The following is a 21,341-nucleotide window of genomic DNA, read 5'->3' as shown; positions in this document are numbered from 1 at the left end:
TCACAGCTTGCTTGTCAGTTCGGGGATCAGGGTGAAGAGGTCGCCGACCAGACCGATATCGGCGACCTGGAAGATGGGGGCGTCGGCATCCTTGTTGATGGCGACGATGACCTTGCTATCCTTCATGCCCGCCAGATGCTGGATCGCGCCGGAGATGCCGACCGCGACATAGACTTCGGGTGCGACGATCTTGCCGGTCTGGCCGACCTGATAGTCGTTGGGCACATAGCCTGCGTCCACCGCCGCGCGGGAGGCGCCAATGCCGGCGCCCAGCTTGTCGGCCAGCGGCTCGATCAGCTCGGCGAACTTCTCGCCCGAGCCGAGCGCGCGGCCGCCCGAGACGATGATCTTGGCGCTGGTCAGCTCCGGCCGCGCATTCTCCGCCATCTCGGAGGAGACATGGCTGGACAGGCTCTTGTCGCCGGTCGAGGACACCGCCTCCACCGTGCCCGTGCCGCCCTGCGCGTCCGCCTTGGCGAAGGCGGTGGTGCGCACCGTCACCACCAGCTTGGCGTCACGCGTCCTGACGGTCGCGATCGCGTTGCCGGCATAGATCGGGCGGGTGAAGGTGTCGGGTCCCTCCACCGACAGGATGTCGCTGACCTGCTGCACGTCGATCAGCGCGGCGACACGCGGCGCGATGTTGCGGCCCGTGGTGGTCGCGGGCACCACGAACGCGTCGTGATGGCCCATCAGATCGGCCGCGAGCGGCGCGACATTCTCCGCCAGCGCATGCGCGTACGCCGCGTCGTCCGCGACATGCACCTTGCCCACGCCCGCGATGCTGGCGGCGGCTTGCGCCACGCCGTCGACACCCTGGCCGGCGACCAGCAGGTGCACCTCGCCCAGCTTCGCCGCGGCCGTGACCGCCGCCAGCGTCGCGTCCTTCACGGCGCCGCCGTCATGCTCGACCCAGACCAGCGTCTTCACTTCGCAATCCCCATCGCCTGCAGCTTCATGACCAGTTCGTCGACATTCGCGACCACCACGCCCGCCTGGCGCTTGCCCGGTTCGACCACCTTCAGCGTCTCCAGCCTGGGCGCCACGTCGACGCCGTAATCGGCCGGGGTCTTGTTCGCGAGCGGCTTGGCCTTCGCCTTCATGATGTTGGGCAGCGAGGCATAGCGCGGCTCGTTCAGGCGCAGGTCGGTGGTGACGATCGCGGGCAGCGTCAGGCTGACCGTCTCCAGCCCGCCATCGACCTCACGCGTCACCGCCACCTTGCCGTCCGCCACCTCGACCTTGCTGGCGAACGTGCCCTGCCCCCAGCCGAGCAGGCCGGCGAGCATCTGGCCCGTCTGGCCCATGTCGTCGTCGATCGCCTGCTTGCCCAGGATCACCAGGTCCGGGCTCTCCTCCGCCACGATCGCCTGCAACAGCTTGGCGACGCCCAGCGGCTCCACCTTCTGCTCCGCCACGACCAGGATCGCGCGGTCCGCACCCATCGCCAAGGCGGTGCGCAGCGTCTCCTGCGCCTTCGCCTCGCCGATCGACACCACCACGATCTCGCCCCCGCCCGACTTCTCGCGCAGGCGGATCGCCTCCTCCACCGCGATCTCGTCGAACGGGTTCATGCTCATCTTCACGTTCGACAGGTCCACACCAGACCCGTCCGCCTTCACACGCGGCTTCACGTTGTAGTCCAACACCCGCTTCACAGGTACCAGCAGCTTCATCGATCCGGGCTCCCTCAGAAGGTCAGGCGCGCGCCGGCCGACAGGACCACCGCATGGGCGTCGTCCAACCGGCCGTTGGTGATAATCGGGGTCTGCACCAGCGTTCCGACATAGGCGGCCGTGATGCGGTCGATCGTCGTGTCCTTGAAGTCGACATAGTTGGCGGCGACATCGAACGACAGGGACGGGGACGCGTTGAAGGTGCCGCCGACCGCATAGTTCCAGCGATTGGAATCCGGCACGCGCGCGTCGCGGTCGCCGTTCTGCGTCGGTGTGTTGGCGTGCTGCACGCCCGCGCGCAGCGTCACCGCCGGCGCCACCGCGTAATCGACGCCGCCCGCCAGGCTCCAGCTGTCGCGATAATTTTCAGGAATGGCGGTGTTGATCGGCGCGCCCAGGCGGATCGCGTCGAACTTGCTCCAGGTATAGCGGACCAGCTGCGTGTTCAACGTCAGCGCGTCGGTCGCGCGGAAGCGGCCGCCAACGATGATCTGTGCCGGCGTGTAGAACTCGGCGCGCGCGTCGGACACCGACAGGTTGTTGGGGGCGAGCGGGCCGAGCAGGCCGGACACCTCCAGCTCACCCTTCAGCTTGTGCTTGATCTCCGACTTGTAGGAGATGCCGACGGTCGCCCAGTCGTTGTGCAACTGCACGCCCGCGGTCCAGCCCAGGTCCCAGCCATCGCCCTTCAGACGCTGTTCGCCGTCAGGCAGGCTGGCCAGCAGGTTGGGCAGCTTGTTGCTCAGGCTGGCGTCGGTGTATTCGACGTTGACCGCGCCACCGACGCGCAGCCAGTCGAACAGCGCGACCGCCACCGACGGCTGGATGTCGACGGTGCGCAGCCGCGTGCGATCGGCCGAATAGCGGGCCCAGCTGTCCTGGTCGTAATTGGTGGTGAAGCTGTAGGGAGAGGTGACGGCCAGGCCCAGCGCGACCCGGTCGTTCAGCGGGAAAGCGATCGCGCCCGACGGCAGCACGCCGTTGTTGATCGGGTTGCGAGCGGTGCCGTTGCCGCCCACCGGCGCGAAGGCCTGGCCCGGACGACGGATCAGCGTGCCGTTGTCGATCACCTTGCCGCGCGGCAGGATCGCGGCGGCGCTGATCGCCACCTCCGCCCGCTCGGTGTCCGCGATCGCGGCCGGATTCCACCACAGCGACGCGGCACCCGTGTCGGCGACTTCACCCGAAAAGGCGCGACCGGCGGCGCGGGCCGACTGTTCCTGCAGGTAGAAGGCCTGGGCATGGGCCTGGGCGGACAGGGCGATGGCGGGGACCAGGGCGGATGCGGCGAGCACCGCGCGGAAGGAAAGGGTCATGCTGTTCTCACTCGAAAAGATAAGGGGATGAAGCGGACGATCAGCGCAGGCGCGTCCAGGTCTGGGTCTTACACAGCGGCACGAACACGCAGCCGCGGACCTTCAGCGTATCCGCGCCGATCGGCGTCAGCTTCGCGCCATAGGTCTTGCCGTCGTCGGGATTGTAGATCTGACCACCCGACCAGGCATCGCCATCGCGCTGGAACCCGCTGAGCATCATCAGCCCGCGCAACGGGCGGCCGCGCTGGGACGCGTCACGGTTGTTCAGGTCCTTCAGATTGGGTTCGGTGCGCAGCTTTTCCGACGAGACCAGCCGGCCGCAGATCGAATTGCCGCACCGCTGGATCTCGACGACGCCGGAACGCGTCTCCGTTTTCCAGCGACCGATCGCGCTGTCCGCGGTGCCCGGTGTGGGCGCGGCGCCCGCCAGCAACGCCAGAGCGAGCAAGGGAATGGGCATGCTGCGTATCCTCTCCTTATGCGGACCGGGGCGTTACGCCCGGTCCGGGTTGATGCCGGTCCTTCAAGTCGTCGTCTTGATCGGCATCCCCGTTCTTTGGCGGGGATTACCTTTATTGTCCGTTTCGACTTCGTCGATCAATCAGAACGCGTCCTCCGCCAGCGCCATGGTCGATCCCGCGCCCGACTTGATCGCCAGGAACCCGGCGGTCGCCTGGGGCAGGATGCGGTCGAAGAAGAACGATGCGGTGATCAGCTTGGCGCGGTAGAAATCGACTTCGCCGTCGTCCTCCGCCACCTTCGCGGTGGCGATCCGGGCCGCCTTGAGGAAGGTGTAGCCCATCGCGACCAGGCCCAGCATGCGCAGATAGTCGGTCGCGGCGGCCCCCGCTTCGTTGCCGTCCTTCATCGCGCGGCGTGCGACGGTCGCGGTCGTCAGCTGCAACGCGCCGAACGCCTGTTGCAAGGCGGCGGTCTGCGCGGCCAGCGCCTTGTCGCCTTCGCCCGCCATGTCCTCGCACAGGTTGGATACGGCGTGGAAAAACGGGCGCATGTTGCGGCCCATGTTGGCGGCCAGCTTTCGCCCGACCAGATCGAGCGCCTGGACGCCGTTGGTGCCCTCATAGATCTGGGTGATGCGCGCGTCGCGGACGAACTGTTCAACGCCATGTTCGCGGATATAGCCGTGGCCGCCATAAGTCTGGACGCAGATGTTCGCAGCCTCCGACGCCAGGTCCGTGAACAGCGCCTTCACCACCGGGGTCATCAGCGCGACGAAGTCGGTGGCGCGGGCCCGCAGTTCGGGCGTCTCGCCATGCTTTTGCGTGTCGAGCGCACGGCTGGCCCACTGACCGACCGCACGGCACCCTTCCGCATAGACGCGCATGGTCATCAGCATGCGGCGCACGTCGGGGTGCACGATGATCGGATCGGCGGGCAGGTCGGGGCGCTTCGGCCCGGTCAGCGCACGGCCCTGCAAACGCTCGCGCGCGTAGGCGACGGCCGACTGGTACGCGATCTCGTTGACGCCCAGACCCTGGATGCCGACGGAGACGCGTTCGGTGTTCATCATGGTGAACATCGCGGACAGGCCCTTGTTGGGCTCCCCCACGATCCAGCCCTTGGCGTCGTCGAAGCTCATCTGGCAGGTCGCCGACGCCTTCAACCCCATCTTGTGCTCGATGCCCGACACCTGCACGCCGTTGCGCGGGCCGACACTGCCGTCGTCGTTGGGCAGGAACTTGGGTACCAGGAACAGGCTGATCCCCTTCACCCCCTTGGGCGCGTCGGCCAGGCGGGCGAGCACCAGGTGGATGACGTTGTCGGTCAGGTCGTGGTCGCCCGCCGAGATGAAGATCTTCGACCCGGTGATGCGATAGCTGCCGTCCTCCTGCGGATCGGCGCGGGTGCGCAGCAGGCCGAGATCGGTGCCGCAATGCGATTCGGTCAGGCACATCGTGCCGGCCCATTCGCCGCTGACCATCTTGGGCATGTACGCCTGCTTCAGGTCCTCCGACCCGTGGCTTTCCAGCGCGGTGGTCGCGCCGTGGGTCAGGCCGGGATACAGGCCAAACGACAGGTTGGTGGAGCATGTCATCTCCTCCACCAGCTTGTTGACCGTTTCCGGCAGGCCTTGGCCACCCCATTGCGGATCGGAGGCGAGCGCGGCCCAGCCACCCTCGCGGAACAGGCGATAGGCTTCGCGGAACCCGCTGGGCGTGCGGACTACGCCGTTTTCCAGCGTGCAGCCTTCCAGATCGCCGCTGGCGTTCAGCGGCAGCAGCACTTCCTGCGACATACGCGCGGCTTCTTCCAGCACGGCGTCGTACAGGTCGGGCGTGAACTCCGCGAAGGCGGCGCTGTTGCCGGCATCGAACTGATCGTCGGCGAACAGTTCGTGCAGGACGAAGCGCATGTCCCGGAGCGGCGCGTTATAGACTTGCATCGGGCTACCTCTTCTCGATCAATTGCGCAGCGGCTTGCCGGTGTCGAGCATGTGCTCGACCCGCGCCTGGGTGCGCGCGTCCTTGACGCTGGCCATGAACGCCTTGCGTTCCAGCACCAGCAGCTGGTCCTCGGTCACCGGGTCGACGATGTCGGTGTCGCCGCCGGTCAGCACGTTCGCCAGCCGGCCGGACACGACCTCGTCATATGGCGTCGCGATGCCCTTTTTCCGGTAATCCGCGACTGCGCCCGCGATCCCGACCCGCGCGCTTTCGCCCGGCAGGCGGAACACCGGCTTTTCGGGCGCGGTGTAGCCGTCAACCATGGCCAACGCCTTTTGCTTGGCATCGGCGAGCAGGCGGTCACGGTTCATGGTGATGCCGTCGGCGGGCCGCAGGAAGCTCATTTCCTTAGCCTGCGCTGCGGACTTCGACACCTGCGCGGTGGAGATCAGCTCGAACGCCTTGGCAACCGCCGGCATCGGGCCCTTTGGCATCGCGGGCGACTTCACCAGCCGGTCGAGCATCTCGCCATTGCCGCCCCAGCCGGGGACCAGCCCGACGCCGCATTCGACCAGGCCCATATAGGTTTCGGCATGCGCCTGGATCGCGTCGGCGTGCAGCAGGATCTCGCACCCGCCGCCCAGCGCCATTCCCGCCGGCGCGCCGACCACGGGGAAGGGGGCGTATTTCAGCGCCTTGAACGCCTGTTGCCCGGCGGACACCAGCTTGTCGATCTCGCTCCACGCGGCGATGTTCACCGCGAACATGGCGAGGCCGAGGTTTGCGCCGACCGAGAAGTTGGTCCCCTCGTTATAGACGACCAGCGCCTTGAATCGCGCCTTCACCACCGGGATCGCCTGAACGATCAGTCGGGCGACATCCTCGTCCAACGCGTTCATCTTGCCGGTGAATTCCAGCGTCGCGACGCCGTCGCCGACGTCCCACAGCGCGGCGGAGCCGTTGCGCATCACCGGCTCGCCGGCGCGCTTGACGTCCTCGAGCAGCAGCACGCCCTGGGCACGGACCACGTCCCGATACTCGCCGCTCGCGTCCAGATACTGGCGACGGCCGCCTTCGATCCGGTAGAAGGGGCGATCGCCGGCCGTGGCGAGGATCGGCGGCACCGGACGGCCCTCGTCCGCCAACCGCTTCGCCAGCGCACCTGCGCCGAGCTTGTCGATCAGCTCGAACGGGCCGAACTTCCAGTTGTAGCCGAGCTTCATCGCGTCATCGATCGCGACCACATCGTCCGCCGCCTCGCCGACCAGCATCGCGGCGTAGGGCAGCACCTTGCCCAGGATTTCCCACGCATAGGCGCCCACCTTGCCCGGTGCGGAGACCAGCGCGGCCAGGTCCTTGTCCGCCGCGCGGGGCAGCGAAGCCGGCTTGATCGTGTCGCGATACTGCCCGTTGGACAGGTCCAGCGCCCGCTTCGTCCGGGTCGCCTTGTCGAAGGTGTAGAAACCGCCCTTACCCTTGCGGCCCGTGTACCCGTCCGCGATCATGCGATCGACCAGAGGCATCGGGCGCAGCGTGTCGAAATAGGGGTCTCCCTGCGGCAGGGTGGACGACAGGCTCTTGGACAAAAGCGGCATAAGGTCGACGCCGACCAGATCGATCAGGCCGAAGATACCGGTCTTGGGCACGCCCATCGGACGGCCGCCGATCTGGTCGGCCTCCTCGATGGTCAGGCCCTGATCCATCGCGGCGTTGATCGCGACCGCCAGCCAATAGGTGCCGATGCGGTTGGCGATGAAGCCCGGCGTGTCCTTGGCCGGCACGATCCGCTTGCCAAGGAAGCGGTCGGCGAAATCCTCGACCCGCTGCGCAAGGGCAGGGTCCGTCGCCTCACCGCGCACGATCTCGATCAGGCGCATGTAACGGGGCGGGTTGAAGAAATGGGTGATCAGGAAGTCGCGGCGGAACTGGTCCCCGCGTCCCTCGACCAGCTTGCCGAGCGGGATGGTGGAGGTGTTGGACGACACCGCCGTGCCCGGCCGCTTCAGTTCCTCCAGTCGGGTGTACAGCGCCTGCTTCACGTCCAGCCGCTCGACCACGGCCTCGATGATCCAGTCGCATTCTCCGACCCGATCGAGATGATCCTCGATGTTGCCGGTCTCGACCAGCTTCGCCGCGCGCTTCGACATGAAGGGGGCGGGGTCGGTTTTCAGCAGCTTCGCCACCGCACCCTTGGCGACGGCGTCCCTGTCCGTCGCGCCGTCCGGCACGATGTCGAGCAGCAGCACCGGCGTGCCGGAATTAGCGACCTGTGCCGCGATGCCGGCGCCCATCACGCCCGCGCCGATCACGCAGACCTTGCGGATGGCGCCCGTCTCAATGGTGTCGCCCATGGTCACGCGCGCTCCAGCACCGTGGCGATGCCCTGGCCGCCGCCGATGCACTGCGTCGCCAGCGCGTAACGGCCGCCCTCCCGCTCCAGCAGCGCCGCCGCCTTGCCGACGATGCGCGCACCGGTCGCGCCCAGCGGATGACCGATGGCGATGGCGCCGCCGTCGATGTTGATCGTCTCGTCCTTCAGGCCCAGGTCGCGGATACAGGCGATCGCTTGGCTGGCGAACGCTTCGTTGATCTCCACCACGTCCAGGTCGCCCGCCGCGATGCCGGCGCGCTCCAGCGCCTTCTTCGACGCGCCGATCGGGCCCAGGCCCATGGTCGACGGTTCGCAGCCGGAGACGCCCACAGACTTGATGCGGGCCAGGATCTTCAGGCCGTGCTTGGTCGCGAACTCCTCGGACGTCACCAACACCGCGGACGCGCCGTCGGTCAGCGGGGACGAAGTGCCGGCGGTCACCGATCCGTCCGCGCTGAACGCGGGCTTCAGCGTCGCCAGCACCTCGGCCGTGGTGTCGCCGCGGATGGTGCCGTCCTCCGTCACCGTACCTGTTTTGGTGGTGATCGGCACGATCTCGTCGCTCAGCTTGCCCGACGAGCGCGCAGCGGCGGCCTTTTGCTGGCTGTCGACGGCGAACGCCTCCTGATCGGCGCGCGTGATCTGGTACTTTTCCGCGACGTTCTCGGCCGTCTCACCCATGCCCATGTACGCGCCGGGGTTGATGCGGGCGAGTTCGGGGTTGGGCAGCGGGTTGTAGCCGCCCATCGGCACGCGCGTCATCGCTTCGAGGCCGGCGCAGATGAACGCGTCGCCCGCGCCGATCTGAATCTGGCCCATGGCGATGTGGATCGCGCTCATCGACGAACCGCAGAAGCGGTTCACCGTCATGCCGCCGACCGACAGCGGCAGGTCTGCCAGCAGGCCGATCAGACGCGCGACATTCAGGCCCTGCTCCCCTTCCGGAAAGGCGCAGCCCAGGATGATGTCCTCGATCTCGGCAGGGTTCACGCCGGTCTTTTCCAGCAGGCCGCGAATCACCTGCGCCGCCAGGTCGTCGGGCCGGACCCGCGCCAGATCGCCCTTGTTGGCGAGGTGGAAGGGGGAGCGGGCGTATCCCGCGATCACGACGCTGGTCATGGATTTCCTCTCAAATCGGCGCTTGTGGCCTTGCGACCTTACTTGAAGGTGAGATAGCTGCCCTATACGTCAAGAGCAAGACGCGCCGTGATCGGCAAACGATCGAACGGCGCCGACAACGGGAGAAGGCCAGGCAATGAACTCGGCACAGGCGCATGGCATGCCGCTGGAGTCGCATCCCCGGCTGGTCACCGACATGTTCGAGGACACGGTTCGCCGTCGGCCCGACTGGACCGCGATCGATTTCATGGGGGCGACCACCTCCTACCGCGCGTTGGCCGATGCGGTTGATCGGGCCGCGGCGGGGTTGCAGGCGCTTGGGGTGGTGGCGGGCACGCGCGTTGCCCTGTGCCTGCCCAACACGCCGCATTATCCGGTGCTGTTCCTGGCCACGCTGAAGGCGGGGGGCGTGGTGGTGAACGTCAACCCGCTCTACGTCGAACGCGAGCTGCGCCACCTGCTGGTCGATTCGGGGGCGGAGATCATCGCGACCTGCGACCTGACGGAGGTGCACAGGCGGGTGGTGGGCGTCGCGGCCGAACTGGGCCTGCGGCACGTCATCACCTGTCCCATCGCGGAAGCGCTGCCGATGGTGAAGTCGATCGCGTATCGCCTGTTCCGCAGGGGCGACATCGCCGTCGCACCGCGCGACGCGCACCACCTGACCTATGCCGCGCTGATCGCCGGGCGCAGCCAGCCAGGCCCGGTGACGGCGGACCCGCACGACGTGGCGGTGCTGCAATATACCGGCGGCACCACCGGCGAGCCGAAGGCGGCGATGCTCAGCCACGCCAATCTGGTCGCGCAGGCCGATGCCATGATGGCGCATGTCGGCGGCGAAACGGGCGAGCAGGAACGCGTGCTGGGCGTGCTGCCCCTGTTCCACGTGTTCGCGCTGACCACCGTGTTCAGCTTCTCGATGCGGGTGGGGGCGGAGATGATCCTGTTACCCCGGTACGACCTGAAACAAACGCTAAAGACGATCGGGCGGGCGCGGCCGTCCTTCTTTCCCGCGGTGCCCACGATCTATGGCGCCATCGCCGAGGCGGCGCTGACCCGGAGCGTGGACCTGTCGAGCATCCACGCGTGCATTTCCGGCGGCGCGCCCTTGCCCGCCGATGTGCGCGAGGCGTTCGAATCGCGCACAAAGGGGCGGCTGGTCGAGGGCTTTGGCCTGTCGGAGGCGTCGCCGATCATCACGTGCAACCCCATCGACGGGCCGGACAAGCCGGGGTCGGCCGGTCCGCCCTTTCCCGGCACGATCATCGAGATCCGCGATCCCGACGCTCCGCACGCGCTGCGCGAACGCGGCGTGCCGGGGGAGATCTGCGCGCGCGGTCCACAGGTCATGGCGGGATACTGGCACAAGGCGGAGGCGACAGAGGCGACGTTCTGCGAGGGCGCGCTGCGTACCGGCGACATCGGTTATCTGGATGAGGACGGGTATCTGTTCATCGTCGACCGGATCAAGGACGTGATCCTGTGCGGCGGCTACAACGTCTATCCGCGCATCATTGAGGAAGCGTTGTACGAACATCCCGACGTGGCGGAGGCTGTGGTGGTCGGCGTGCCCGATCCCTATCGCGGGCAGGCGCCAAAGGCGTTTGTCACCCTGCGCGCCGGGGCGGGGGTCACCGGCGTCGACCTTCGCGATTTCCTGCGCGACAAGATCAGCAAGATCGAATTGCCGCGCGCGGTGGAAATCCGAGACAAGCTGCCCAAGACGTTGATCGGCAAACTGTCCAAGAAGGAACTGGTCGAGGAGGAACGGTTGAAGGCCGCCGCCGAGACCGAGGCCGCCGCATCGGAGGGTGTGCGTGGAGCACGCTGAAAACGACCTGAAGGGGATCCAGGAGGTTGCCGACGGGCTGGGCGTGACGCCCCGCACGCTGCGCTTCTACGAGGATCGCGGCCTGATCGAGCCGCAACGGGTCGGCACGCAGCGCATCTACACGCGCCGCGAGACCGCGCGCATGCAGTTGATCCTGCGTGGCAAGCGCCTCGGCTTCACGTTGCGGGAAATCCAGGAGTTCCTCGACCTGTACGAGGCGGATGCGCAGCATGTCGGACAGATGAAGGCGCTGGCCAGCCGATGCCGCGAGCGGATCGACGACCTGGAGGCCAAGCTGACCGCGCTGACGCAGACGCTCAACGAGTTGAAGCTGATCGAGGATCAGGCGCTGTCGCGGATTCCCGAGGCGTAAGAGCGCGGCGGGTGTGGGCTGGCGGCGGGCGCTTTCGAGGCGCCCGACCCGCGCCCCGCGAGGACGGACGGTTCGCCTGCGTCACTGGTCCCCGTCCTTGGATCGGATGTGCGCCTTCAGCTCCTTAGGAACGGGGCCAAGCGCGACGAAGCCACGCAGGTCGGCGCCCACGCGCCGGTCCGAGCAGCGGCCGTCCAGATGTCGTCAGTGGTGAAGGTGTGGTGCCCAGGGACGGGATCGAACCGCCGACACTGCGATTTTCAGTCGCATGCTCTACCAACTGAGCTACCTGGGCCAAACCGCTTCCGCGATCGGAAGCGGCGCTCTAGTCAGGCTCTGCCGGCTTGTCCAGCCCATCTTGCGCGTGTTCGCGACCGGGCAGGCGGTAATCCTCCGCGAACCATGCCAGCAGGTCGCGGTCCTTGCAGCCGGCCGAGCAGAAGGGGCGGGTCGCAGCTTGCGAAGGTTTGCCGCAGGTGGGGCAGGGTTGATCGGTCATAGAGTGTCCAACCGGTGACGCACGCCCGTGCGGCGTGCAAGCAGTTCCAGCCAGTCGGGGTGCGGCTCCAGATGGCGCAGCACGGCGGGCGGGACGCGGTGGTGGGTCGGGGAGCCGAGCGGCTCCCGTTCCAGCCGGCGGAGCAGTGCGCGCGCCTCCGCCGCGATCGGGTCCGAGCGGAGCAGTTCGGGTAGCGAAGCGCGGGGCCGCGGGCGCACGATCTGAAGGAAGCCGAAGCCGTTCACGGCCGTCCGCTCGAAGGGCAGGGGCAAGGCGGCGTCGATCGCGGCGGCGACGGCGGCGCGGGGGCCCTTGCCCGCCAGCGTCGGCAGGTCGATGCCAACCGATCCACCGATGCCCATGCGCCGGATCGCCGCCACCGCTGCGCGTGCGCCCGCGATCGCCAGCGGCTCCGCAGGCCCGGCACCATCGACATCGAACAGTGTCATCGCGGGTGTCGGCGACAGGCGCAGCGCGCCGCCGGGAAAGGCGATCTCCCCCGTCAGCGCCTCCGCAAGCAGTTCCGACCAGCCCGCCGCCTCCAGCGCGTCGGGTTCATGGGCGCGGAGCTGACGCGCCGGGATGCCGGAGGCGGCGATACGGTCCCGCAGGGTGGGCGCAGGGGCAACGGCGGCGTCGCTGGCCACGACCTTGGCTCGCTTGGGTCGACCCGCCTCCGGAATGGCGTCTCGCACGACGGCGACGCGGATCGTCCGGCCGGTCCCGGTGCGGGGCGGGATACGGTCGAGCAGTGCCTCGATCTCGTCCGCAACCACGATCGCGCCGCCGCCCGGCACGGCCTCCGCGATTCGTGCCTCGACCACGGCGCCGACCCGCAGCGCAGGGCCATGCGGTTCGATCGCGGCCTCCACGATGCAGCCATCGACGATCAGTGCGGCGCGGGTTTCCCCGATGCCGTCTTCCCAGATCCAGGTCGCCGCCGCGCTCATCATCGGCAGGATCGATCAGGCGAGCGGGAGGCCGGCGGCCTTGAGCAGCGCCCGGGTTTCCAGCAGCGGCAGGCCGATCACGCCCGAATGCGACCCCGACAGGCGGCGGACCCATGCCTCCGCACGGCCCTGGATCGCATAGCCGCCCGCCTTGCCCATGCCCTCTCCGCAGGCGACATAGGCGTCGATCTCCGCACCCTCCAACGGGCGAAAGGCGAGGGTGGTGTCGGAAAGCCTGTGGCGGACCCGCCCGTCGCGGTCGATCACCGCCACGACGGACAGGCAGTGATGACGCCGCCCCGACAGCAGGTGCAGCATCCGGCGCAGGTCCGCCTCATCCTCGGGCTTGCCCAGGATGCGGCCGCCCAGCGCGATGGTGGTGTCGCCGGCCAGCACGACCTCGTCGGGCGCGCGTGCGACCGCCGCCGCCTTCGCCAGCGCGACGCGGACCGCATAGGCGCGGGGCACCTCGTTCTTGAGCGGTGTCTCGTCCACGTCGGGCGCGGCGATACGATCGGGTACGACACCCAGGCGTTCGAGCAAGGCGCGCCGGCGTGGCGAGGTGGAAGCGAGGACGAGCCGCAACGGAGCGGCGGGGGCGTCGGCAACGGTCACGGGCGATTTGCCCGGCGGGATCAGGACGGCCCTGGGCCGCCGCGACCCGGCATGAAGCGGTACGTGATCCGACCCTTGGTCAGGTCATAGGGGGTCAGCTCGACCAGCACCTCGTCACCGACCAGCACGCGGATGCGGTTCTTGCGCATCTTGCCGGCGGTGTGACCCAGGATCTCGTGATCGTTCTCCAGCCGGACGCGGAACATCGCGTTGGGCAGCAGTTCGACCACCTGGCCGCGCATTTCGAGCAGTTCTTCCTTGGGCAAACGGAACCTCTGGCAAAAAAAGGACGCGCCGCCCTTAGCGTGCGACGGTCGGAAAGGGAAGTTTTCGCGGGCGCCGCACCGGCGCTCCTGCTGCGTCACCGATATGGTGACTGTGCGCACGGGCGGCAAGCGGGCATGTTGCGCCGCCTGGGGGGCGCCGGTAAAGCCCGCCCGGCCCATGACCACCCCGCTCATCATCGCCGTGCCCAAAGGGCGAATCCTGTCGGAGGTGCAGCCGCTCCTCGCCGCGGCCGGTGTGCGGCCGGAACCGGCCTTTTTCGACGAGAACAGCCGCGCGCTGCGCTTCGCCACCGATGCGGACGGGATCGAGCTGATCCGCGTGCGCGCCTTCGACGTCGCGACCTTCGTCGCGCACGGCGCGGCGCAGCTGGGCGTGGTCGGGTCGGACGTTCTGGCCGAGTTCGACTATCCGGAGCTGTATGCGCCGGTCGACCTGCATATCGGCCACTGCCGACTGTCGGTCGCGGAGCCGGCCGCGCTGGCGGCGACGGACGATCCGCGCGGGTGGAGCCATGTCCGTGTCGCGACCAAATATCCGCACCTGACCGCGCGCCACTTCGCCGCGCGGGGCGTGCAGGCGGAATGCGTCAAGCTGAACGGCGCGATGGAGCTGGCGCCGACGCTGGGTCTGGCGCCGCGCATCGTCGACCTGGTCAGCTCGGGCCGCACGCTGAAGGAAAACGGGCTGGTCGAGGTGGAGGTGATCGTCGACGTGACCAGCCGGCTGGTCGTCAACCGTGCCGCGATGAAGACGCGCGCCGCCGTGGTGCCGCTGGTCGAGGCGTTCCGCCGCGCCGTGGCGGAGCGGCAGGCGGCATGATCCGCCTCGACACACAGGATGCCGGCTTCGCCGATGCCTTTGCTGCACTGGTCGATGCGCGACGCGAGTCGTCGGACGACGTGTCGCGCGGCGTTGCGGCGATCATCGCACGGGTACGGGCCGAGGGCGAGGAGGCGCTGGTCGACCTGACCCGCACGCTCGATCGGCACGATCTGAACCGGACCGGCTGGGCGATCGATCCGGCGGATTGCGCGGCGGCGTATGAGGCGCTGGAGCCGGGCCTGCGCGCGGCGCTGGACCTCGCGGCGGCACGCATCCGCGCCTATCATGAGCGGCAGAAACCCGCGGACAGCGATTACCGCGACGATGCCGGCGTCCGGCTGGGCGCGCGCTGGCGGCCGGTGGACGCGGCCGGGCTGTACGTGCCGGGCGGGCGGGCTGCCTACCCGTCGTCGCTGCTGATGAACGCCATCCCCGCGCGGGTCGCGGGCGTCGAGCGGCTGGTGATGGTGACGCCGACCCCGGACGGACAGGTCAACCCGCTGGTCCTTGCCGCCGCGCATCTGGTCGGCATCACGGAGATCTGGCGCGTCGGCGGGGCGCAGGCGGTGGCGGCGCTGGCGCATGGGGCCGGGCGGATCGCGCCGGTCGATGTGGTCACCGGCCCCGGCAACGCCTGGGTCGCGGAGGCGAAGCGGCAATCCTATGGCGTGGTGGGCATCGACATGGTCGCGGGCCCGTCGGAGATCGTGGTTGTCGCGGACGGTGCCAACGATCCCGACTGGATCGCCGCCGACCTGCTCAGCCAGGCGGAACACGACACGGTGACCCAGTCGATCCTGTTCACCGACGACGCCGGTTTCGCGTCACGAGTCGCGGATGCGGTGGAGCGTCAGCTTTCGACCCTGCCGACCGGGGCGGTGGCCCGCGCCGCATGGGACGCGAACGGCGCGATCGTCGTCACGACCACTCTGGCCGAGGCGATGCCGCTGGTCGATCGCCTGGCGCCCGAACATCTGCAACTCGCCGTTGACGATCCGCAGGCGCTGTTCGACCGCGTGCGCCATGCCGGCAGCGTGTTCCTGGGCCGCCATACGCCGGAGGCGATCGGCGATTATGTCGCCGGGCCGAACCACGTCCTGCCCACCGGCCGCCGCGCGCGGTTCGCGTCGGGCCTGTCGGTGCTCGACTTCATGAAGCGCACCAGCTTCCTGGGGCTGGACGAAAGCGCGCTGGCCGAACTGGGCCCCGCCACCGTCGCTCTGGCGGAGGCGGAGGGCCTGCCCGCGCATGCCCGATCCGTGGCGTTGCGGTTGCGATTGAACCGGTAAGGATGCGGCGGGCGTTATAGGGTGGTCGCGCGTCGGGGTCGCCTGCGCTCCGCTGAAAAGCCTGTGGCCCGTTCGCGGGGCTGACACGGGCGATCGACGCGCCTACATGCGCCGTCCCATGTCCCGTTCACCCGCGAAATCCCCCGCCCGCTCCAAAGCGCGCGCCGCCGCCCGTCTTGCCGCCGTGCAGGCGCTGTACCAGCACGAGATGGAGGGCACCGCGATCCCGCAGCTGCTCCACGAGTTCCATCATCATCGCCTGGGCGCGGTGATCGAGGAGGTCGAATATGCCGATGCGGAGGTCGAGTTCTTCGACGACCTGGTGCGCGGCGCGTCGGCCCGGCAGGGGGAGATCGACCGTGCGATCGAGGGCAAGCTGGCCACCGGCTGGACGCTGGCGCGCCTCGACAAACCGATGAAGGCGATCCTGCGCGCGGGCACGTACGAATTGATGGCGCGGGCCGACATTCCCGTCGGCGCGGCGATCAGCGAATATGTCGATGTCGCGCACGCCTTTTACGAGCGGCGCGAGGCGGGGTTCGTCAACGGCCTGCTCGACGCGATCGCCAAGGATGCGCGCGCGCCAGCGGCTCCGGGCGCCTGAGCGGGCATGGCGGAGGTCGTTAACCTGCGCCGCGCTCGCAAGGCGAAGGCGCGCGTGGAGGCGGAGGGCGTCGCCGCCGCCAACCGCGCCGCCTTTGGCCGCAGCAAGGGCGAGCGCCAGGGCACGGCGGCGGAGGTCGCACGGCTTGACCGCACGCTGGACGACGCCCGCCGCGAACGCTGAGCTAGGCGGCCGTTCGGGCCAGCGCGGCAGGCGAGGCGGTCCAGCCCCGCCATGTCAGGCCGGACCGGCATCCGACGAACAGCGCCGCGCCCGTCAGCGCGGCCATTACCCCGACCAGCAGCGCGTCGAGCGTCATCAGCGCCCACACGACCGCAGCGGGTTGGCCAAGGGCCAGCTTGTGCGTGGCCATGTGCAGCAGCTGCGCGGGGCCGAAGGCGAGCGCCAGCAGCACCGTCAGCACCATCGCGGCCGGCAGCAGATCGGTGACGAGGCGGCGCAGTGTGAGCGACCGATCCTCTAGCGCGACGCCGGCCAGATACAGCATCACGATCATCTGCAAGACGAAGGATACGATCTGTAACGGCGCGTTGACCGCGATCGGCAGGCCCTGACGACCGGCCCAGGCGAACGGCCATGCCAGCGCGAAGCCGATCGCCGTGGCGACGATCAGATGCAGCAGGGTCGCCGGGCGGATCATCAGCGCGCGCCGCACCGACCCTAGCGCCCAGTATCGCGCCACCGCCAGCATCGCGACCAACATGCCTGCGATCTTCGCGACGCCGAACGCCATGCGTACCGGGTCGGCCGCATGCGCGCGAAAGCCGGCAAGGTCGGTGAACATGCCCAGCCGGATCTCGGCCACATGCTGTACCCATTCGGGCAGCACGACCAGGGCGAGCAGGGCGGGCGCGACGATCGGCGTGCGGCCGCCCAGCCGGTACGTCGTGGCGATCGCCTGCCACAGCCCGCTCGCCATGCCGATCGGCCCGCGTCGTGACGGGGCCGGCGTCGTCGGAAATGCTGCAATGGTCATGGTTCCTCCTGTCCGTTGTCTGCCTGAGGGGCGCCCTCCACCGCGAGCAGGTCGCCGGGCTGGCAGTCCAGCACGCGGCAGATCGCCTCCAGCGTGGAAAAGCGGATCGCGCGCGCCTTGCCGGTCTTCAGCACCGACAGGTTCGCCAGCGTGATGTCGACCGCGGCGCTCAGCTCCGTCAGCGTCATGCGGCGGGCGTGCAGCAGCTCGTCCAACCGGACGACCACCGCCATCAGACGGTGCCCTGCAGGTCGTCGCGCATCGTCGTGCCGGCGGCGAACACCCGCGCCAGCACGAACACGAGCAGCGTCACGACCCAGCCCGCCAGGCTCGGCGTCCAGCCCGTCACGTCCGCACCCATCCGGCCGATCCACGTGATGATCACGCCGCCCGCCAGATCGAGGAGCTGCCACCCGACCAATGCCCAGCCGATCTCGTGCAGCCGGCGCGCGTTGGGGGTGACGAACGGATCGCCCGCCGTGACAGTGGCGATCATCGCCAGCAGGCGCGTGATGATGACCCACGCGACCGCCACCGCCGCCAGCCCGATCACGAACAACAGCCGCATGGCCACGATCAGCGTGTCCACATCCAGCCGCCCGGCATATTTGCGCGCCAGATGATCAGCCAGCATGGCGTGGCCGAAGACCGAGAACAGCATAAAGGCCGCGAACCCGATCGCACTGCTGATGTTGAGCCAGAAGACGCCGCGCAGCAGCCACCTCGCCGCCGTCAGGGAGTGATGGTCCTTCACGTTGCCTCCGAGTCGTTATCGAATAACGATATGATTATTATCGAATAGCGGCAAGGAAGATCCACGTCGCTGGAGCTGCGAGAGCTGTCGCGTTACCGATGCCGGGTGACCGAATCCGAGTTCCTGAACGCCCTGCGGCGACTGCCCCTGCATCCAGGCGCGCGCGGGTTGCTCGACGACGCCGCGCTGGTGGATGCTGGGCCGCTGGTGCTGACCACCGACACGTTGGTGGGGGGTGTCCACTTCCTGCCCGATGACCCGGCGGAAGATGTGGCGTGGAAGCTGGTGGCGGTATCGCTCTCCGACCTGGCGGCCAAGGGGGCCCGGCCGGAGGGCGTGCTGCTCAACTATCCCTTGGCAGGGGGAGAGGCGGATGCGCGCTTCCTGGCCGGATTGGACGCGGTGTTGCGGCGCTTCGACGTGCTGCTGATCGGCGGCGACACCGTCAGCCTGCCGCCGAACGGCACGCGGGTACTGAGCGTGACCGCAATCGGCGCCGATGCTGCCGCACCTCCGCGTTCCGGCGGCCGGGCGGGCGATTCGCTGTGGGTGACCGGTACGATCGGCAATGGCGGCGCTGGGTTGGCGGTCGCGCGGGCGGGAGAAGGGCCCGCCGCGCTGCTGTCCGCCTATCGCCGGCCCTGGCCACGTCTGGCAGAGGGGCGGGCAGTGGCGCCGCATGTCCATGCCATGGCGGACATCTCAGACGGCCTGCTGATCGATGCGACGCGCATGGCATCGGCGAGCGGATTGGGAGTGACCATCGCGCTGGATTCGGTGCCGCTGTCGCCGGAGGTGCGGGATTGGGGCATGGGCGCGATGGAGGCCGCGACGGCGGGCGACGATTACGAGCTGTTGTTCGCGGCGGCGGCGGACTGGGTGCCGCCTGTCGCAGCGACTCGGGTGGGGAGTTTACAGGCCGGCGCCGGGCTGACGCTGACCGACGGTGGTGTGCCCGTCGCTTTGCCTGCGCAGCTGGGCTTTCAGCACGGCGGATGATCGGTCGCGCCGTCGGCCGACTTGCACTCCGACCGCGCGCACCATAGCCTTTCGCCCAAGCGGTACGTCCGGACACGAACATGGGCGACCGCGTCACAGGAGAAGGAAGCGCGCATGACTCATGTCTATGTCGCCATCCTCTGCGGCCTGCTGGCCGTGGTCTATGGCTTTGTGACCTCTCGCGGCCTGCTGGCGCAGGCGGCGGGCGACGCCCGGATGGCGGATATCGCCGCCGCCATTCAGGAAGGGGCCAAGGCCTATCTCGGCCGGCAATACACCACCATCGCGGTTGTCGGCGTCATCGTCGCCATTGTCCTGTTCGTGACATTGGGGCTGATCTCGACGGTCGGGTTCGTCATCGGCGCGGTGCTGTCGGGTATCGCCGGGTTCATCGGCATGACGATCTCGGTGCGGGCCAACGTCCGCACGGCGGAGGCGGCGCGCGGGTCGTTGCAGGCGGGGCTGACCACCGCGTTCCGATCCGGGGCGGTGACGGGCATGCTGGTCGCCGGGCTGGGGCTGCTCGCGATCAGCGTCTTCTTCTGGTATCTGACGGGGCCGGCCGGACATGCGCCGGGCGACCGGATCATCGTGGAGGCGCTGACCGCACTGGCGTTCGGCGCGTCGCTGATCTCCATCTTCGCGAGGCTGGGCGGCGGCATCTTCACCAAGGCGGCGGATGTCGGCGCCGACCTGGTCGGCAAGGTGGAGGCGGGCATTCCGGAGGACGACCCCCGCAACCCGGCCGTGATCGCGGACAATGTCGGCGACAATGTCGGCGATTGCGCGGGCATGGCCGCCGACCTGTTCGAGACGTACGTGGTGACGCTGGGCGTGACCATGATATCGATCGCGCTGCTGATCCGGGCCGATGCGGGCGAGCTGATGCGCCTGATGAGCCTGCCGCTGATCGTCGGCGGCGTGTGCATCGTCACCTCCATCATCGGCACCTATCTCGTGCGGCTGGGTCGCGGCACGATCATGGGGGCGCTGTACAAGGGGTTCTTCGTGTCGGCAGGCCTGGCGATCCCGGCCATCTATGCGGTGACGCGCTGGGTGCTGGGCGACATGCGAGCGGTGATCGGCGGTGCCGGTTTCCTGGACCCGGCCCGCGACGCGCTGACCACCGGGCCCGACGTGCCCGCCGCCGCGGTGGCCAGCGCGGCGGCGTTCACCGGCAACGACCTGTTCTGGTGCATGATGCTGGGGCTGGTGGTGACCGGCCTGATCGTGTGGATCACCGAATATTACACCGGCACCAACCACCGTCCCGTCCAGTCGATCGCGAAGGCATCGGAAACGGGTCACGGCACCAACGTCATCCAGGGCCTGGCGATCAGCCTGGAGGCGACCGCGCTGCCGACGCTGGTGATCGTGGTCGCGGTCGTCGTCGCGTACCAGCTGGCCGGGATCATCGGCATTGCCTTCGCCGCGACGTCGATGCTGGCGCTGGCCGGCATGGTGGTGGCGCTGGACGCCTATGGCCCGGTCACCGACAATGCCGGCGGCATCGCGGAAATGGCGGGCCTGCCGGACGAGGTGCGTCACCGGACCGACGCGCTGGATGCGGTCGGCAACACGACAAAGGCGGTGACCAAGGGCTATGCGATCGGGTCGGCGGGCCTTGCCGCGCTGGTGCTGTTCGGCACCTACACCACCGACCTGCAGACCTACTTCCCCGACCTGACCGTCGATTTCAGCCTGTCCAACCCGTATGTCATCGTCGGCCTGCTGCTCGGCGCGCTGTTGCCGTATCTGTTCGGCGCGTTCGGCATGACGGCGGTCGGCCGCGCGGCCGGTGCGGTGGTCGAGGAGGTGCGCGGCCAGTTTCGCGACAATCCGGGGATCATGCAGGGGACCAGCCGGCCCAATTACGGGCGCACGGTAGATCTGGTCACGCGCGCGGCGATCAAGGAGATGATCGTCCCCTCTCTGCTGCCGGTGCTGTCCCCGATCGCGGTGTATTTCATCGTGCGCGCCGTTGCGGGACAAGCGAACGGGTTTGCGGCGCTGGGCGCGATGCTGCTGGGCGTGATCGTGTCCGGGCTGTTCGTCGCGCTGTCCATGACCAGCGGCGGCGGCGCGTGGGACAATGCCAAGAAGTATATCGAGGATGGCAACCACGGCGGCAAGGGATCGGAAGCGCACAAGGCGGCGGTGACCGGCGACACGGTGGGCGATCCGTACAAGGATACCGCCGGCCCGGCCGTGAACCCGATGATCAAGATCACGAACATCGTCGCGCTGCTGCTGCTCGCCGCGCTGGCTGCTGGCTGACGCATCACGGGTCGGGGAGGGGCGGTGCCCTTCCCCGAATGCGTGCAACGGCGTCGTAGCCGGGCCGACCCCCGCGTCGGTCGAAGGCGGGACGATGCCTGCGTCCGGCCCTCGTGCCACTGACCTATGTCAAACACGGAACCCGTTGAGCCGGCG

At 68.7% G+C, this 21,341-nt stretch carries 22 protein-coding genes and 1 tRNA gene; 8 read left to right on the top strand and 15 right to left on the bottom strand.

Features of this window, described 5'->3' with window-relative positions:
- From BMX37_RS13430 to BMX37_RS13400, 7 genes are all read right to left on the bottom strand, one after another.
- Positions 1 to 930: an electron transfer flavoprotein subunit alpha/FixB family protein gene (locus tag BMX37_RS13430; RefSeq protein ID WP_093666229.1), complete on the bottom strand. Its 930-nt coding sequence runs from the start codon at positions 928 to 930 to the stop codon at positions 1 to 3.
- A complete protein-coding gene (locus BMX37_RS13425) occupies positions 927 to 1,676 on the bottom strand; it encodes an electron transfer flavoprotein subunit beta/FixA family protein (protein WP_093666228.1) in 750 nt (249 codons plus the stop codon). The genes BMX37_RS13430 and BMX37_RS13425 overlap by 4 nt, the downstream gene beginning before the upstream one ends.
- A gap of 14 nt (positions 1,677 to 1,690) precedes the next feature.
- Positions 1,691 to 2,992 (bottom strand): OmpP1/FadL family transporter, encoded by a 1,302-nt coding sequence (locus BMX37_RS13420; protein ID WP_093666227.1) that lies wholly within the window; start codon positions 2,990 to 2,992, stop codon positions 1,691 to 1,693.
- A gap of 40 nt (positions 2,993 to 3,032) precedes the next feature.
- Positions 3,033 to 3,452 (bottom strand): DUF2147 domain-containing protein, encoded by a 420-nt coding sequence (locus tag BMX37_RS13415; RefSeq protein WP_093666226.1) that lies wholly within the window; start codon positions 3,450 to 3,452, stop codon positions 3,033 to 3,035.
- Between the two features lie 141 nt (positions 3,453 to 3,593).
- Entirely contained in the window at positions 3,594 to 5,396 is a 1,803-nt protein-coding gene (locus BMX37_RS13410) for an acyl-CoA dehydrogenase C-terminal domain-containing protein (protein ID WP_093666225.1), read from the bottom strand.
- A gap of 18 nt (positions 5,397 to 5,414) precedes the next feature.
- Positions 5,415 to 7,748, bottom strand: a complete 2,334-nt coding sequence (locus tag BMX37_RS13405) for a 3-hydroxyacyl-CoA dehydrogenase/enoyl-CoA hydratase family protein (protein WP_093666224.1) — start codon at positions 7,746 to 7,748, stop codon at positions 5,415 to 5,417.
- A gap of 2 nt (positions 7,749 to 7,750) precedes the next feature.
- Positions 7,751 to 8,887, bottom strand: coding sequence for a thiolase family protein (locus BMX37_RS13400; protein ID WP_093666223.1), 1,137 nt, complete (start codon positions 8,885 to 8,887; stop codon positions 7,751 to 7,753).
- 136 nt (positions 8,888 to 9,023) lie between these two features.
- Here BMX37_RS13400 and BMX37_RS13395 point away from each other — a divergent pair, with 136 nt between their 5' ends.
- Positions 9,024 to 10,718, top strand: a complete 1,695-nt coding sequence (locus tag BMX37_RS13395) for a long-chain-fatty-acid--CoA ligase (RefSeq protein ID WP_244501579.1) — start codon at positions 9,024 to 9,026, stop codon at positions 10,716 to 10,718.
- Complete coding sequence (locus BMX37_RS13390) at positions 10,705 to 11,091, top strand: MerR family transcriptional regulator (protein WP_093666222.1); 387 nt, start codon at positions 10,705 to 10,707, stop codon at positions 11,089 to 11,091. Before BMX37_RS13395 ends, BMX37_RS13390 begins: the two co-directional genes overlap by 14 nt.
- Before the next feature lie 219 nt (positions 11,092 to 11,310).
- Here the strand turns inward: BMX37_RS13390 and BMX37_RS13385 are convergent.
- From BMX37_RS13385 to infA, 5 genes are all read right to left on the bottom strand, one after another.
- Positions 11,311 to 11,386: transfer RNA gene (locus BMX37_RS13385), tRNA-Phe, on the bottom strand.
- 30 nt (positions 11,387 to 11,416) lie between these two features.
- The gene (locus BMX37_RS13380) at positions 11,417 to 11,590 is read right to left on the bottom strand and encodes a DNA gyrase inhibitor YacG (protein WP_093666221.1); all 174 of its coding nucleotides are present in this window, start codon (positions 11,588 to 11,590) and stop codon (positions 11,417 to 11,419) included.
- Complete coding sequence (locus BMX37_RS13375; RefSeq protein WP_244501578.1) at positions 11,587 to 12,543, bottom strand: ribonuclease; 957 nt, start codon at positions 12,541 to 12,543, stop codon at positions 11,587 to 11,589. Before BMX37_RS13375 ends, BMX37_RS13380 begins: the two co-directional genes overlap by 4 nt.
- 12 nt (positions 12,544 to 12,555) lie before the next feature.
- The gene (locus BMX37_RS13370) at positions 12,556 to 13,125 is read right to left on the bottom strand and encodes a Maf family protein (RefSeq protein WP_093666282.1); all 570 of its coding nucleotides are present in this window, start codon (positions 13,123 to 13,125) and stop codon (positions 12,556 to 12,558) included.
- A gap of 50 nt (positions 13,126 to 13,175) precedes the next feature.
- Positions 13,176 to 13,421, bottom strand: coding sequence for a translation initiation factor IF-1 (gene infA / locus BMX37_RS13365; RefSeq protein ID WP_093666220.1), 246 nt, complete (start codon positions 13,419 to 13,421; stop codon positions 13,176 to 13,178).
- Positions 13,422 to 13,599: 178 nt separating this feature from the next.
- On the opposite strand from infA, the gene hisG reads away from it, so the two are divergent.
- The 4 genes from hisG to BMX37_RS13345 all read left to right on the top strand — a co-directional run bounded on the left by hisG (position 13,600) and on the right by BMX37_RS13345 (position 16,341).
- Positions 13,600 to 14,262 (top strand): ATP phosphoribosyltransferase, encoded by a 663-nt coding sequence (gene hisG / locus BMX37_RS13360; RefSeq protein ID WP_093666219.1) that lies wholly within the window; start codon positions 13,600 to 13,602, stop codon positions 14,260 to 14,262.
- The gene (hisD, locus tag BMX37_RS13355; RefSeq protein ID WP_093666218.1) at positions 14,259 to 15,554 is read left to right on the top strand and encodes a histidinol dehydrogenase; all 1,296 of its coding nucleotides are present in this window, start codon (positions 14,259 to 14,261) and stop codon (positions 15,552 to 15,554) included. The genes hisG and hisD overlap by 4 nt, the downstream gene beginning before the upstream one ends.
- A gap of 118 nt (positions 15,555 to 15,672) precedes the next feature.
- A complete protein-coding gene (nusB, locus tag BMX37_RS13350) occupies positions 15,673 to 16,158 on the top strand; it encodes a transcription antitermination factor NusB (RefSeq protein ID WP_093666281.1) in 486 nt (161 codons plus the stop codon).
- Between the two features lie 6 nt (positions 16,159 to 16,164).
- Positions 16,165 to 16,341 (top strand): DUF4169 family protein, encoded by a 177-nt coding sequence (locus BMX37_RS13345; protein ID WP_093666217.1) that lies wholly within the window; start codon positions 16,165 to 16,167, stop codon positions 16,339 to 16,341.
- 1 nt (position 16,342) lies between these two features.
- On the opposite strand, the gene BMX37_RS13340 is transcribed toward BMX37_RS13345, so the two are convergent.
- From BMX37_RS13340 to BMX37_RS13330, 3 genes are read right to left on the bottom strand one after another with little or no spacing between them, the layout of a single operon-like run.
- Positions 16,343 to 17,155: a hypothetical protein gene (locus BMX37_RS13340; RefSeq protein ID WP_139198090.1), complete on the bottom strand. Its 813-nt coding sequence runs from the start codon at positions 17,153 to 17,155 to the stop codon at positions 16,343 to 16,345.
- Positions 17,152 to 17,388, bottom strand: coding sequence for a helix-turn-helix domain-containing protein (locus BMX37_RS13335; RefSeq protein ID WP_093666215.1), 237 nt, complete (start codon positions 17,386 to 17,388; stop codon positions 17,152 to 17,154). The genes BMX37_RS13340 and BMX37_RS13335 overlap by 4 nt, the downstream gene beginning before the upstream one ends.
- The gene (locus BMX37_RS13330) at positions 17,388 to 17,909 is read right to left on the bottom strand and encodes a DUF2975 domain-containing protein (protein ID WP_093666214.1); all 522 of its coding nucleotides are present in this window, start codon (positions 17,907 to 17,909) and stop codon (positions 17,388 to 17,390) included. Before BMX37_RS13330 ends, BMX37_RS13335 begins: the two co-directional genes overlap by 1 nt.
- Positions 17,910 to 18,014: 105 nt before the next feature.
- Between BMX37_RS13330 and thiL the strand changes: the two genes are divergently transcribed.
- Both thiL and BMX37_RS13320 read left to right on the top strand, forming a co-directional pair.
- Complete coding sequence (thiL, locus tag BMX37_RS13325) at positions 18,015 to 18,908, top strand: thiamine-phosphate kinase (protein ID WP_093666213.1); 894 nt, start codon at positions 18,015 to 18,017, stop codon at positions 18,906 to 18,908.
- Positions 18,909 to 19,022: 114 nt separating this feature from the next.
- Positions 19,023 to 21,185 carry a sodium-translocating pyrophosphatase gene (locus tag BMX37_RS13320; protein WP_093666212.1) on the top strand — a complete coding sequence of 721 codons (2,163 nt, stop codon included), beginning with the start codon at positions 19,023 to 19,025 and terminating at the stop codon, positions 21,183 to 21,185.
- Positions 21,186 to 21,341 lie beyond the last annotated feature (156 nt).

The sequence above is a fragment of the Sphingomonas gellani genome, assembly GCF_900110035.1.
Classification (GTDB): domain Bacteria; phylum Pseudomonadota; class Alphaproteobacteria; order Sphingomonadales; family Sphingomonadaceae; genus Sphingomonas; species Sphingomonas gellani.
The sequence above is the reverse complement of the archived record's forward strand: the minus strand, read 5'-3'. Positions and strand labels throughout refer to the sequence as shown.

What these genes read in the sequence shown, in the direction of transcription:
- BMX37_RS13425 (WP_093666228.1), bottom strand. Translation starts at nt 1,676, where the DNA reads ATGAAGCTGCTGGTACCTGTGAAGCGGGTGTTGGACTACAACGTGAAG.
- BMX37_RS13420 (WP_093666227.1), bottom strand. Translation starts at nt 2,992, where the DNA reads ATGACCCTTTCCTTCCGCGCGGTGCTCGCCGCATCCGCCCTGGTCCCC.
- BMX37_RS13415 (WP_093666226.1), bottom strand. Translation starts at nt 3,452, where the DNA reads ATGCCCATTCCCTTGCTCGCTCTGGCGTTGCTGGCGGGCGCCGCGCCC.
- BMX37_RS13410 (WP_093666225.1), bottom strand. Translation starts at nt 5,396, where the DNA reads ATGCAAGTCTATAACGCGCCGCTCCGGGACATGCGCTTCGTCCTGCAC.
- BMX37_RS13405 (WP_093666224.1), bottom strand. Translation starts at nt 7,748, where the DNA reads ATGGGCGACACCATTGAGACGGGCGCCATCCGCAAGGTCTGCGTGATC.
- BMX37_RS13400 (WP_093666223.1), bottom strand. Translation starts at nt 8,887, where the DNA reads ATGACCAGCGTCGTGATCGCGGGATACGCCCGCTCCCCCTTCCACCTC.
- BMX37_RS13395 (WP_244501579.1), top strand. Translation starts at nt 9,024, where the DNA reads ATGAACTCGGCACAGGCGCATGGCATGCCGCTGGAGTCGCATCCCCGG.
- BMX37_RS13380 (WP_093666221.1), bottom strand. Translation starts at nt 11,590, where the DNA reads ATGACCGATCAACCCTGCCCCACCTGCGGCAAACCTTCGCAAGCTGCG.
- BMX37_RS13375 (WP_244501578.1), bottom strand. Translation starts at nt 12,543, where the DNA reads ATGATGAGCGCGGCGGCGACCTGGATCTGGGAAGACGGCATCGGGGAA.
- hisG (WP_093666219.1), top strand. Translation starts at nt 13,600, where the DNA reads ATGACCACCCCGCTCATCATCGCCGTGCCCAAAGGGCGAATCCTGTCG.
- hisD (WP_093666218.1), top strand. Translation starts at nt 14,259, where the DNA reads ATGATCCGCCTCGACACACAGGATGCCGGCTTCGCCGATGCCTTTGCT.
- nusB (WP_093666281.1), top strand. Translation starts at nt 15,673, where the DNA reads ATGTCCCGTTCACCCGCGAAATCCCCCGCCCGCTCCAAAGCGCGCGCC.
- BMX37_RS13345 (WP_093666217.1), top strand. Translation starts at nt 16,165, where the DNA reads ATGGCGGAGGTCGTTAACCTGCGCCGCGCTCGCAAGGCGAAGGCGCGC.
- BMX37_RS13340 (WP_139198090.1), bottom strand. Translation starts at nt 17,155, where the DNA reads ATGACCATTGCAGCATTTCCGACGACGCCGGCCCCGTCACGACGCGGG.
- BMX37_RS13335 (WP_093666215.1), bottom strand. Translation starts at nt 17,388, where the DNA reads ATGGCGGTGGTCGTCCGGTTGGACGAGCTGCTGCACGCCCGCCGCATG.
- BMX37_RS13320 (WP_093666212.1), top strand. Translation starts at nt 19,023, where the DNA reads ATGACTCATGTCTATGTCGCCATCCTCTGCGGCCTGCTGGCCGTGGTC.